General features: G+C 44.4%; 11 protein-coding genes and 1 tRNA gene. 7 read left to right on the top strand and 5 right to left on the bottom strand.

The window, feature by feature from the left end; genetic code table 11:
- Positions 1-28: 28 nt before the first annotated feature.
- Entirely contained in the window at positions 29-856 is an 828-nt protein-coding gene (locus CW749_RS16645) for a carbon-nitrogen hydrolase family protein (protein WP_101113391.1), read from the top strand.
- Positions 853-2,298 carry a metalloprotease TldD gene (gene tldD / locus CW749_RS16640; RefSeq protein ID WP_101113390.1) on the top strand — a complete coding sequence of 482 codons (1,446 nt, stop codon included), beginning with the start codon at positions 853-855 and terminating at the stop codon, positions 2,296-2,298. Before CW749_RS16645 ends, tldD begins: the two co-directional genes overlap by 4 nt.
- 109 nt (positions 2,299-2,407) lie before the next feature.
- Here the strand turns inward: tldD and yjgA are convergent, their stop codons facing one another.
- Positions 2,408-2,935, bottom strand: coding sequence for a ribosome biogenesis factor YjgA (yjgA, locus tag CW749_RS16635; protein WP_101113389.1), 528 nt, complete (start codon positions 2,933-2,935; stop codon positions 2,408-2,410).
- A 121-nt stretch (positions 2,936-3,056) separates the two neighbouring features.
- Here yjgA and pmbA point away from each other — a divergent pair, with 121 nt between their 5' ends.
- Complete coding sequence (gene pmbA, locus CW749_RS16630) at positions 3,057-4,400, top strand: metalloprotease PmbA (RefSeq protein WP_101113388.1); 1,344 nt, start codon at positions 3,057-3,059, stop codon at positions 4,398-4,400.
- 224 nt (positions 4,401-4,624) lie between these two features.
- Positions 4,625-5,635: a DNA cytosine methyltransferase gene (locus tag CW749_RS16625; RefSeq protein WP_101113387.1), complete on the top strand. Its 1,011-nt coding sequence runs from the start codon at positions 4,625-4,627 to the stop codon at positions 5,633-5,635.
- Positions 5,636-5,751: 116 nt separating this feature from the next.
- Here CW749_RS16625 and CW749_RS16620 read toward each other — a convergent pair whose 3' ends face one another.
- Together CW749_RS16620 and CW749_RS16615 are read right to left on the bottom strand one after the other, a co-directional pair.
- The gene (locus tag CW749_RS16620; protein ID WP_101113386.1) at positions 5,752-6,567 is read right to left on the bottom strand and encodes a hypothetical protein; all 816 of its coding nucleotides are present in this window, start codon (positions 6,565-6,567) and stop codon (positions 5,752-5,754) included.
- A 678-nt stretch (positions 6,568-7,245) separates the two neighbouring features.
- Positions 7,246-7,330 (bottom strand) — tRNA-Leu (locus CW749_RS16615).
- A 193-nt stretch (positions 7,331-7,523) separates the two neighbouring features.
- On the opposite strand from CW749_RS16615, the gene CW749_RS16610 reads away from it, so the two are divergent.
- Complete coding sequence (locus CW749_RS16610; protein WP_101113385.1) at positions 7,524-7,994, top strand: RDD family protein; 471 nt, start codon at positions 7,524-7,526, stop codon at positions 7,992-7,994.
- A gap of 266 nt (positions 7,995-8,260) precedes the next feature.
- On the opposite strand, the gene lptG is transcribed toward CW749_RS16610, so the two are convergent.
- Both lptG and lptF read right to left on the bottom strand, forming a co-directional pair.
- Positions 8,261-9,331 (bottom strand): LPS export ABC transporter permease LptG, encoded by a 1,071-nt coding sequence (gene lptG, locus CW749_RS16605; RefSeq protein ID WP_101113384.1) that lies wholly within the window; start codon positions 9,329-9,331, stop codon positions 8,261-8,263.
- Positions 9,332-9,334: 3 nt separating this feature from the next.
- Positions 9,335-10,432, bottom strand: a complete 1,098-nt coding sequence (lptF, locus tag CW749_RS16600) for an LPS export ABC transporter permease LptF (protein ID WP_101113383.1) — start codon at positions 10,430-10,432, stop codon at positions 9,335-9,337.
- A 191-nt stretch (positions 10,433-10,623) separates the two neighbouring features.
- Between lptF and pepA the strand changes: the two genes are divergently transcribed.
- Entirely contained in the window at positions 10,624-12,135 is a 1,512-nt protein-coding gene (gene pepA / locus CW749_RS16595) for a leucyl aminopeptidase (protein ID WP_101113382.1), read from the top strand.
- 133 nt (positions 12,136-12,268) lie between these two features.
- Positions 12,269-12,718, top strand: a complete 450-nt coding sequence (locus CW749_RS16590) for a DNA polymerase III subunit chi (RefSeq protein WP_101113381.1) — start codon at positions 12,269-12,271, stop codon at positions 12,716-12,718.
- Positions 12,719-12,721 lie beyond the last annotated feature (3 nt).

Genomic DNA, 12,721 nt, shown 5'->3' with positions numbered 1-12,721 from the left:
TGAGGTTGTGAGGTCTAAGGAGAGGGACATGCGAGTAGGACTGATTCAAATGACGTCAAATGCTTTGCCTCAACATAACTTAAATGTGATTGAGCAAGGCATCGAATCTTTGGCCGAACAAGGGGCTGAGCTGATTTCCACCCCAGAAAATGCACTTGTATTTGGCGGTCGAGATGAGTATCACACCGTTGCCGAAAAGCTTGGTGAGGGTTTGCTTCAACAGACTTTTCAAAACTTAGCTCAAACCTATGGTATCTGGCTTCATATTGGCAGTTTTCCAATTCAACAAACCAAAGGTGTCACGACAACGTCATTGCTTTATAGCCCGCAAGGTGAATGCGTTGCACATTACGACAAACTTCACCTATTTGATGTGGACGTCGCAGACAAACAGGGGAGCTATCGCGAATCCGATATTTTTGCCTACGGCAACAAGATTTCGCTAGTTGATACACCCTCTGCTACACTTGGTCTAACAATTTGTTATGACTTAAGATTTCCTTCTCTATTTAGCGAACTTAGAAACCAAGGTGCGGATATTATATTTGTACCAGCCGCATTCACTGCCGTTACCGGTCAGGCACACTGGGAAACTCTGTTAAGAGCGAGAGCCATTGAAACTCAGTGCTTTATCATTGCCGCAAACCAAGGCGGAACACATGAATGTGGGCGTGAAACCTGGGGGCACTCAATGGTGGTAAGCCCGTGGGGTGAAGTCATCGCTTCATTGGAACAAGAATCAGGAACATTATTGGTAGAGCTGGACTTAGAACAGCTTGCCTCAATCAGAAAGAATATGCCGTTGATAGAGCACAATCGCTTTAGCAACGTAATGAAGAAAGAGCCGATCAAATGACAATAAATCAAATTGAACAAGAATTACTGGCACCTACGGGTCTCACTGAGAAAGATCTTGCTGAGACATTAGGTCTGATTGCCAGCCGAGATGTGGATTATGCGGATCTGTACTTTCAGTCGAGCTGGCATGAATCTCTGGTTCTGGAAGACAGTATTATTAAAGATGGCTCTTTTAATATTGACCGTGGTGTGGGCGTTCGTGCTATCACCGGAGAGAAAACGGGTTTTGCTTACTCAGATCAAATCGATCTTAACGGATTAAAGCAAAGTGCCATTGCCGCTCGCGGTATTGCATCCCAAGGTCAAACGGGTTCAGTTAAAGCGTTCTCTCGCAGTCAGGCTCCAGAATTCTACCGTTCAGTTAATCCGCTAGAAAGCTTGCAGAAGCAGCAAAAAATAGAATTGTTGAAGCAGCTCGATGCATACATTCGTACTAAAGAACCTTTGATACAAGAAGTTTCTGTTAGCATCAGTGGCGTTTATGAGCAAATGCTGGTCGCAGCAACAGATGGTACTTATGCCGGCGATATACGACCTCTTGTCCGATTGTCTATCAGTGTATTGGCGAAGAAAGGCGATCGCCGAGAGCGTGGCAGTTCTGGCGGCGGTGGTCGATATGGCTATGAATTCTTCTTGCAAGAAGAAGGCGGTCGAAAGCGTGCTTTTGATTTTGCGGATGAAGCCATTCGCCAAGCTATGGTTAACTTAGAAGCGGACGCAGCTCCTGCTGGTACTATGCCCGTTGTTTTGGGTGCAGGCTGGCCTGGTGTTCTATTGCATGAAGCGGTTGGTCATGGATTAGAAGGTGATTTTAACCGAAAAGCGTCCTCTGTGTTTTCAGGTAAAGTGGGTGAACAAGTCACATCAAAACATTGCACCATTGTTGATGATGGAACCTTACCAGACCTGCGTGGTTCATTGAATGTTGATGACGAAGGTGTCGCTGGAAAATACAACACTCTTATTGAGAATGGTGTGTTAAAAGGCTACATGCAAGATAAGCACAATGCCCATTTAATGGGGGTTGCGCCAACAGGTAATGGTCGTCGTGAATCATACGCGCACCTTCCAATGCCTCGTATGACCAATACTTACATGCTGGCTGGTGAACATTCTCCTGAAGAAATCATCTCAACGGTGAAAAACGGTCTTTACGCCCCTAACTTTGGTGGGGGACAAGTGGATATTACTTCGGGTAAATTTGTATTCTCAACATCAGAAGCGTATTTGATTGAAGACGGTAAGGTTACTCGACCTGTTAAAGGTGCGACGCTTATTGGTTCAGGCATCGAAGCGATGCAGCAGGTATCGATGGTAGGTAACGATCTTGCCCTAGATCGTGGCGTTGGAGTCTGTGGTAAAGCTGGGCAAAGCGTGCCTGTTGGTGTCGGTCAACCGACACTGAAACTGGACTCCATCACTGTTGGTGGTACCGAGTAAGTACTTAACCTGAACTCGGGATAGCAGCTTGCTTTGTTTACTGTGACCTAGTTGCTGAAATAAATCAGTTAGATATAAAAAAGCTGCCTAGGCAGCTTTTTTTGTGTCTCTACTCTGTCTCTTCGAAAAGCACTTTTAGAGTTTGGAAAATCTCTCTAGAGGATTTTGGCGGTTTGTTGTTTTGTTTTTCCCTTTTTGCCTGACGAGAAAGCTGACGTAAGCGCTGTCTGTCTGCTGATGGGAATCGCTCTAACACTTCCGCAATCGCACTATCACCTTCTTCTATAACGCGATCTCTCAATTGCTCCAATTTATGCAATTCCGCAGTGGCTTGGGAGTGCTTGTTGCGAACTTTATCCAATGCGGCTTGAATAGGCTCTGGATCTTCTGTACGCATCAGTTTCCCAATGTACTGAAGCTGACGACGCTTGGCTTCATTTTTGAAACGTTGCGCGTCTGCGATGGCGTCTCGCAGATCTTCACTGAGTGGAAACTTTTCCAATACCGCTGGTTTTAGCTCCACCAGTTCTTCACCTAGCTTCTGCAGTTCTTCCATATCCTGCTTCATCTCGGATTTACTTACCCAGATGATTTCTTCTTCCTCTTCCCACGGCGCTTTTTGGTTTTTACGTGCCATTTCTGTCTGCCTACTTCGATATCAGTGTTCAATTATCGCTTATTTTAACAAGAATTATGGGGCGAAAGCGAAAACCTTGTTATCCTTAATCAATAATCCCTTAAACAACAGTTATTTCGGTATGGACGTAAAAGCGCAAATCGCACAACAAAAGTTGGAATTAGAGGAAGCTGTCAGCAAAGCATTGGAAATTGCGACAGGAACGGCAGACGCTGCTGAAGTCGCTATTAGCAAAAGCACTGGTATCAGCGTATCAACTCGCATGTGTGAAGTTGAAAATGTCGAATTTAATAGTGACGGTGCTTTAGGCATCACTGTGTATCGTGGCCAGCGTAAAGGCAGCGCATCGACTTCTGATCTGAGTGAAAAAGCAATTCAACAGACAGTGATGGCAGCGCTCGATATCGCAAACTACACATCTGAAGATCCTTGTGCGGGCCCTGCACCGAAAGAACTGATGGTTAAGGAAATCCCTGATTTGGATCTTTTCCACCCAGACGAACCGGAACCAGACCAAGCGGCTAAGCTTGCCATTGCAGCCGAAGAAGCGGCACTCAGTTACAGTGACAAAATCAAGCAGAGTGACGGTGCAAGCTACGATAGCCATTATGGCTTAAAAGTGTATGGTAACAGCCACGGTTTACTGGCGAGTTATGCTTCGAGCCGACACAGCATGAGCTGCTGTGTGATTGGTGCGGGTGAAAATGGCGATATGGAGCGTGATTACAACTACACTGTTTCACGTCGAAAAGAAGATTTATGGTCACCTGAAACGGTTGGCTTAAAAGCGGCTGAAAAGACTATAAGCCGTTTGGATGCACAGCGTTTACCCACTGGGAAAATGCCCGTTATGTTTGCTGCGGATGTCGCAACTGGTTTGATCGGTCATCTTGTGATGGCTATCAGCGGCGGAAATCTCTACAGAAAATCTTCATTCTTGCTGGACAAGTTAGGCGACCAGATCCTGCCATCTTGGTTTAATATTCATGAAAAGCCGCACGTGCTTCGTGGTTTGGCTTCCAGTCCATTTGATAACGAAGGTGTCTTTACCCAAGACAAACAAATCATTACGGATGGTGTTCTATCTACTTACCTACTGACGAGCTATGCAGCGCGTAAAATGAACATGACACCAACGGGGCACGCTGGTGGTATTCATAACTGGTTTGTGGAATCTACTGGTCAAAACTTTGAAGCCATGCTTAAAGAGCTTGGTACTGGCTTTCTAGTGACAGAACTTATGGGACAAGGTGTGAACTCTGTAACGGGTGATTACTCTCGCGGTGCGGCTGGTTTTTATGTCGAGAACGGAGAAGTGAAATACCCAGTATCAGAAGTCACAATTGCTGGAAATCTCGTGGATATGTATCAGCAAATTGTTGCCGTGGGTAGTGATGTGGAAACACGCTCTCAGATTCAGACTGGCTCTATATTAATTGAATCTATGAAGATTGCAGGCGAGTAGAAACATACGGTTTAAGTGAAAAGGACCACGTTTCTATATTTACCTTAGTACCTATGAAAAAGCGCCAATGACTTATTGGCGTTTTTTTGTTTTTACCCTTGCCTCTCCTACCATTGTTCCTCACAAAAATGAATGTATATGGTATAATCCCCGCCCTTTTTACTGACGTTTTGTACAGTAAAATGCTTTAATCTTGTCATAACCGATACCAAACGAGTGCATCAATGAAATTAACGGTCGCTTCTTTTTTCAGTGGAGCTGGTGGCTTAGATCTTGGCTTTGAAAAAGCGGGATTCCACATCCCTTTCGCCAATGAGTACGATAAGCAAATCTGGGATACGTACGAGCATAATCACCCATCCACTGAGCTGGATCGTCGAAGTATCGTTAATATTGAAAGCGAAGAAGTACCAGACTGCGATGGCATAATTGGTGGTCCACCATGCCAAAGCTGGAGTGAAGCGGGCAGTAAGCGCGGAATAGACGATCACCGCGGGCAGTTGTTCTACGAGTTCATTCGTATTCTTACCGATAAAAGGCCGAAATTTTTTCTAGCAGAAAACGTGAGTGGGATGCTGGCGCCAAGGCATAAACAAGCACTCGAAAACATAAAAGAAACGTTCCGAGAAGCAGGGTACGATCTTCATTTTAAGTTGATGAATGCCGCAGATTACGATGTCCCTCAGGATAGAAAGCGAGTGATATTCATCGGTTTTCGCTCCGATCTCAACATCGATTATCATTTTCCTGAACCACACGAATATAAGCCAAGTTTAAAAGATTGCCTGAAAGATTTAGACGGATTAGCCGTCCCTGCTATAGCAAAGTCCAAGCCTAATCCAGAGGTTGCAATTCCTAATCATGAATACATGACGGGAGGCTTTTCAAGCATGTTTATGAGTCGAAACCGAGTCCGTACTTGGGATGAACCCTCATTTACGATTCAAGCGGGTGGACGCCATGCACCGTTGCATCCTAGTGCACCGAAAATGCAGAAAGTCGAAACCGACAAATTTGTCTTTGTGGATGGGTATGAATACCGTCGTTTAAGTGTTCGAGAATGCGCTCGAATCCAAGGTTTTCCGGACAGCTTTGAATTTCTTTACAAGGATCTTGGGGCGGGCTACAAAATGATTGGCAATGCCGTGGCGGTGAATTTTGCTGCGGCTATTGCTGAAAGTATTAAAGAGGCATTGGCTAAAGCAGGAGCGATTGGTAAATCTCAAGCTGCATAATCATGACATTCGTTTACTTTTCGTTGTCTAATTGCGCCTTTTAGAATCTCCCTTTGGTGCTATCTAAAAAAAACCTCAGTTTCTTGCCGAATACTGAGGTTTTTTTATTTCGAAGGTTATTTCTTGGTGGGAATATCGATATTAAAGGTTCGCAAATTTTGAATGAGACGATTGTGGTTTAATCCATTAGGCGAAACGAGTTCAAAGGTGCCTAGTTTTGTTAGATCTTTTAGAGTGTCGACTTTTGTCATCTTACTCAAGCGTTTTGTCGGACGAAATTGAGTATAAGTACACTTCCCTCGGTTACTTCTTTCTGTTTTGGGATTAATTGGGCGGTAAACGACCTTAAAATTACGACTTATGGTTTGTATTACTTCATTGCTTATTGGTTGCAGTTTTTGTATGAGATCGAGTAGGTCACTGGGGATTTTATTGCTCACCAAGAGGCAATTCGCCACCGAATTTCCTTTGCCAGTACCCGCTACAATTTTCACGATATCTTGATAGTCAAACACTTGAGTAAACTCTCGGGCGGTTTTCCCTGAACGTTTTCCAAAACAAATACTCACGCCTACGAAGAAAGATGCGGAAGGACTTTTTGCCCATTGCTTCGCCCATTGAGTGCAATCTTTTGTGAGGTTGTTAAACGCTCTGACTCCAAAATCTTGAAGGATTCGATTGTGTGAGTACCAGTTACCAAAGTAATGGGCGCTGCTCATTTTTGCTGAAATCTTGATGGGGGAGCCATCCGACAATTTTATGAGGATATCTGTTTTACCGCCAATCGCCCCTTGCGCTTGAACAGAAGTGACTTTGGCTCCAGGTTTTACACCGATCTCTCTCATCCATGCCGGTATGTCATTGGGTAGCGTGTCTCCAATGTTTACACTCGCAGCAACGTCTTTTTCAAATTTATCGGTTTTCTTAGACATGTTTTCCCTACAACCATCATCAGCAATGTTGAAAGATGGGTATTATGCACTTATGTGATTAATACATGTGGATTGTGGATCAGTTATTGCCATATTTGCGAGCAACTAAAATATTTCAGGCAATTGATAACCAACTAATTTTCTTGAGTAGGGGGAGGTGGGTATTGCTCGGAAGCTGTTTGAAGAGAATTCAATGAGTGGGTGTTTTTGAGAATCTAACACGACAAAAGGTCGTTAAAATCGTGGCTTTTGAATAGTGGTATCGTGAGGCGGATTGATTGGACAGGCATCCCTGACGCTACACCGAATGTTTTGAGATTCTAAAACGATAAAAGATCGTTAAAATCGTAGCTTCTGAATAGCGGTATCGTGAGGTGGATTGATTGGACAAGCATCCCTGACGTCACGCCGAATTTATTGAGATTCTAAAACAACGAAAGATCGTTAAAATCGTGGCTTTTGAATAGTGGTATCGTGAGGCGGATTGATTGGACAGGCATCCCTGACGCCACACCGAATTTTTTAAGATTCTAACACGACAAAAGGTCGTTAAAATCGTGGCTTTTGAATAGTGGTATCGTGAGGCGGATTGATTGGACAGGCATCCCTGACGCTACGCCGAATTTTTTGAGATTCTAAAACGACGAAAGGTCGCTATAAAAGCGACCTTTCTTTATATGGTACCGGTGGGCGGACTTGAACCGCCACGCCCGAAGGCAACGGATTTTGAATCCGTCGTGTATACCAATTTCACCACACCGGCATCTCTGGGCTATTGCCCTTTCGATGATTGGCATTATACGGATGACTTAAGCGGGTGCAAGGGTTAAATCTTTAAAAACCATTCGTTTGGCGATTATTTCAGCATAAGTGCTCGTGCTGTGCGCTATATCACTTCCAAATTCTTGTACTAGTTTATATTCTGTCGCTTTCCAACGATTACCCATGTGAGAACTATGTCTTTTCAAACGAAACCTGCAGGATTACTTCGAAGGCTAGGCGCATTGATGTACGACGCCCTGATTATACTCGCCATAGAAATGATGGCAGGGGGGCTAGTGATTGCGATTCTCTTTGCCTTTCACGCGGCAGGTTTGATGAGTTATGGAAGCTATGCTGACGCCAGCGATTTGCTCACTAACCATCCTGTATGGAGTACTCTGTACACGGCGTATCTCGCTACTGTGTGGATTGGGTTTATTGTGTTCTTCTGGACAAAAGCGGGACAGACTTTAGGCATGCGAGCATGGAAGCTGCGTGTGCAAAACGAAGATGGTTCATCCATCTCGTTGACTCAAGCGCTCATCCGAGTCGCAACCTCTGGTTTTGGCTTAGCAAACCTTACGGTGCCATTTGATCCCAAGAAGCGTGCCTTTCATGACATTTGGGCAAAAACACAAGTGGTTGTTCTGCCGAAAGCAAATTAACTCAAAGCACGTTTGCTTAAATAACCTGAACTCGGGATAACAACTTGCTTTCTAATGGCTCTTTTCACTTATTACTGCGTTGAATCCTCTCCCAATAACCTGTTATTGGTTCGTGGCTTCGCCTTGTCTTAAGTGAAAATTTCTCATTAGAGTGCCTCAATAGAAAATGTTTATTTATTTTAATGGGTTAGCTAACCTCTTATCCCGAGTTCAGGTTAAATAATTTGAAAAGGAGGGTGCCCTCCTTTTCTATTGTTAGGGAGTGCTTACATTTTTCGCCGCATCAATAAAATTGCGATGCTCATAAATACGATACTGGGAACCAGTGCACCAACAGGGGCAGGAAGCTTATAGAGTAAACTGACGTTACTGAAGGTTTCGGCAAAAATGTAGAAACCAAATCCCGCAATAACACCAGAAAGAATTCTTGCCCCCATGGTCACGCTTCGAAGTGGACCAAACACAAAAGACATGGCCACAAACATCATGACTCCGACCGATATGGGCTGAGTGGCTTTACGCCAGAAAGCCAAATCATAGCGGCTTGCATCCTGCTCTGAATCTTTTAGGTAGGTTACGTAGCTCCAAAGCTCAGTTAGGGGCAGCTCTTCAGGTTGAACGGTTACTACGGCTAGCTTGTCTGGGGTTAATGTGGTTGTCCAACTTTGGAGTGCAATTTTTTCTTTTGATATTTCAACGTCATTATCAAAGCTGGTTTTGACGACATCTTTTACTTCCCAAGTACGATCTGAGGCGTAGTTAGCTTCCTTTGCAAACATGGTGTGGGCTAATTTCTTATCCTCATCAAAGAACCAAACGTTAACACCTTGCAATTGCTCCCCATTTACTCGCCCTACATAGATGAAGTTGCCGCTATCTTTCGCCCATACGCCACTTCGTACAGATACGATGTTGCCCCCCGATACCGCGAATGTCCGTAATTCTCTCGCCATTTTTTGGGTGGCAGGGGCGCCCCATTCACCAAGCATCATTACAATGACCATGATAGGAATGGCTGTTTTAAGTACTGAGAAACCGATATCTAGCTTAGAGTAACCCGATGCCTGCATGACTACTAATTCGGAACTTGCGGCTAACATTCCAAGACCAATTAGAGCACCCAGTAATACAGCCATTGGAAAAAACAGTTCCACATCACGAGGTAGAGCCAACATTACGTAATAGAAAGCGAGTAATGCATCGTAGCTGCCTTCGCCGACAGCCCTAAGCTGTTCAACGTATTTGATGATGGCGGATAAACCGACCAAAGTTGTCAGAGTTAAAGCGGTGGTCGAGATGATAGTTCGACCAATGTACCAATCGAGGATCTTAAACACGCTTTACGCCACCTTTCTTCTGAAATTTTCTTTTAACTGTCGCACGAAAGTACTGTCCATACTATTGAGTAATATACCCAAAAGAAGTGTTACACCATTGATTGACCATAGCCCAATTGACGCCGGTAAACTGCCCTCTTCAATGGCTGATTTTCCAGAACTCAGCAGCAGGAAGTAGGTAAGGTAAATGAGTACCGCTGGTGCCATTTTCGCAAAACGACCTTGGCGAGGGTTTACCGCGGAAAGCGGAATAACAATCATTGTAAGCAGGGGAATACAAACGATAAGAGAAATTCGCCATTGAAGCTCGGCTTGAGATCGCTTGTCGTCGGAGTTGATAAGATCAAGCGTTGGCGTGGCCATTAAACTTAGTGAACGTTGTGTAGCCGCTCTTTGTCCTATCAAGGCTTCATACTCTTTGTAATCGGCTATCATGTAATCGAGGCGAGTCGGAATACCTTCGTATCTTTTACCATTATAAAGATTAAGAACTTGGCGACCATCAGATAGCTCTTGCATCTTTCCTGTGTCTGCAAACATGACACTTGGGCGAATAGAATCTCTCGGTATTAGCTGAGCAATAAAGACGTTTTTTAACTCTTTATTTTCAATATCATCGACAAAGACGACGGCAGAACCATCAGGAGAGGCTTGAAATTGCCCTTTTTGCAGCAGGTCGATACTGTTATCCGATTCGATTTCCGAGAATATTTGGGTGATTTGTTGTTGGCTCCAAGAGGATAACCACAAAGAGTTAAATGCCGCTAAAGCTCCTGTGATTACCGCTAAGCTAAGTGCCGCTTGAATCAAGAATTTATTCCCGATTCCGGTCGCGTTCATTACGGTAATCTCACTTTCAGCGTACAACCGCCCGAAAGTCAGTAAGATCCCAAGATATAAACTTAACGGCAGCATTAACATTCCCATTGTGGGCATGTTTAAACCGACTAACGTTAAGATCAAGCGAGCGGGCACATCGCCATCAGAGGCGTTAGACAATACTCGAATGAATTCTTGGCTAAGAAAGATCAAAAACAGGACTAAAAATACCGCAAATTGAGTCTTGATTGTCTCGCGGATCAAATATCTAACAATAATCACGCTGAAATCACCTATAGAAAACTTGTTTTTTTAATTGAATCACTATAATTTCTCGTTGAATCTTTTATTTTTAAATCTTTGGCTAATTGTTAGTCAACATAATGGGCTTAGCGTTCCAACGTGAATATTTTAAGCTAAGTCGCCATTATCTAACATTTAGTTCAGTTTGTCTTCAGGATGTAGGAGTACGCATGGAGTTCAGTGTAAAAAGTGGCAGCCCTGAGAAACAGCGCAGCGCATGTATCGTTGTTGGTGTTTTTGAGCCTCGCCGTCTTTCTCCAGTAGCGGAGCAGCTCGATAAAATTAGTGATGGCTACATCAGTTCACTATTACGACGCGGTGACTTGGAAGGAAAACCAGGACAGATGCTACTTTTGCATCAAGTACCTGGTGTTTTGTCTGAGCGCGTTCTACTCGTAGGCTGTGGTAAAGAGCGTGAGCTTGGTGAGCGCCAATACAAAGAAATTATTCAGAAAACCATCAGCACACTTAATGAGACAGGCTCAATGGAGGCAGTTTGCTTCCTAACAGAATTACACGTTAAAGGTCGAGATACTTACTGGAAAGTTCGTCAAGCTGTTGAGTCAACGAAAGACGGTTTGTACACGTTTGATCAATTCAAAAGCACGAAGCCAGAAACTCGTCGTCCTTTGCGCAAGCTTGTATTCAACGTACCAACTCGTCGCGAATTGAATTTAGGCGAAAAAGCGATCAGCCACGGTTTAGCCGTCGCGTCAGGCGTGAAAGCGTCGAAAGATCTGGGCAACATGCCGCCAAACGTAGCGAATCCTGCGTATCTTGCATCTCAAGCTCGCCGTTTAGCTGATGAGCACGAAACGGTAACGACCAAGATCATTGGTGAAGAAGAGATGGAAAAGCTGGGTATGACTTCTTACCTAGCTGTTGGTCGTGGTTCTCACAACGAATCTCTTATGTCCATTATGGAATACAAAGGCGCACCAGATCCTGACACCAAGCCAATTGTATTGGTCGGTAAGGGGCTGACGTTTGATTCAGGTGGTATTTCATTGAAGCCGGGCGCAGGCATGGATGAAATGAAGTACGACATGTGTGGTGCTGCATCTGTATTCGGTACGATGAAGGCTCTCGCAAAGTTAAATCTTCCAATTAATGTTGTTGGTATCCTAGCTGGTTGTGAAAACATGCCTGGTAGCAATGCTTACCGTCCTGGCGACATCTTAACGACGATGTCAGGTCAAACGGTTGAAGTATTGAACACCGATGCAGAAGGGCGTTTGGTTCTTTGTGATGCACTAACGTATGTAGAACGTTTTGAACCAGAATGTGTGGTTGACGTAGCGACGTTGACTGGCGCATGTGTTGTCGCCTTGGGTCATCACATCAGCGGCGTAATTTCGAACCATAACCCGCTTTCTCATGAATTGATCAATGCTTCTGAGCAAGCTGGTGATCGCGCATGGCGTTTGCCTATGGGTGAAGAGTACCAAGAACAAATTGCTAGCCCGTTTGCTGATATGGCAAATATTGGTGGCAAATCAGCTGGCACGATTACCGCGGGTTGTTTCTTGTCTCGCTTTACTAAAAAATACAACTGGGCGCACCTTGATATAGCAGGTACGGCTTGGCGATCTGGCGGTAAAGACAAAGGCTCTACAGGTCGTCCCGTCTCAATGCTGGTCCAATTCCTTCTGAACCGAAGCGGCCAGGATACTGAAGAGTAAATCTTCAAATTTTAGAAAGGGCCGAAAGGCCCTTTCTTTTTAATTGTATTTAGCTTTTTAACTGCGTTTGGCTTTTTAACAGAAGGTTCCGTATTGAACCACATGCCGCATTTTGAATGAGTTGTGATAGCAGATGGCAACAGCAACATTTTATTTGATCAAAGAAAGTAGCCCTCAGTCTGAAGAGTTGGGGTTTCACACGTATGTTGTATTTCTTGCTCATCATTTTGCCAAGCTGGGTGCGAAAGTGTACGTCAATGCAGAAAACAAAAAGAGTGCAGAAGCGGTTGCAGAACTGTTTTTTCAGGCGGAGCCTGAAACGTTTGTTGCGCATAACTTGGTGGGTGAGGGACCCAAATCAGGGACGGGGATCGAAATTGGTTACTCAAATGTGAAGCCTGCGTGGAACCGACAGCTCGTTATAAATATGGCGAATGACAAGACAACTTTTGCTCCAACCTTTGGTCAAGTGGTAGACTTCGTTCCCTGCGAAGAAAAAGCTAAGCAACAAGCTCGAGAAAGGTATAAAATTTACCGTCAAGCTGGGTATCAGCTGGAAACTATCGAGATTCAAAACCCTTAGTCA

Origin of the sequence: Vibrio sp. vnigr-6D03 (assembly GCF_002835515.1) — a bacterium.
GTDB classification, from domain to species: Bacteria; Pseudomonadota; Gammaproteobacteria; order Enterobacterales; family Vibrionaceae; genus Vibrio; species Vibrio penaeicida.
Note: the sequence above shows the minus strand (reverse complement) of the source record. Positions and strands in the feature narration are given on the sequence as shown.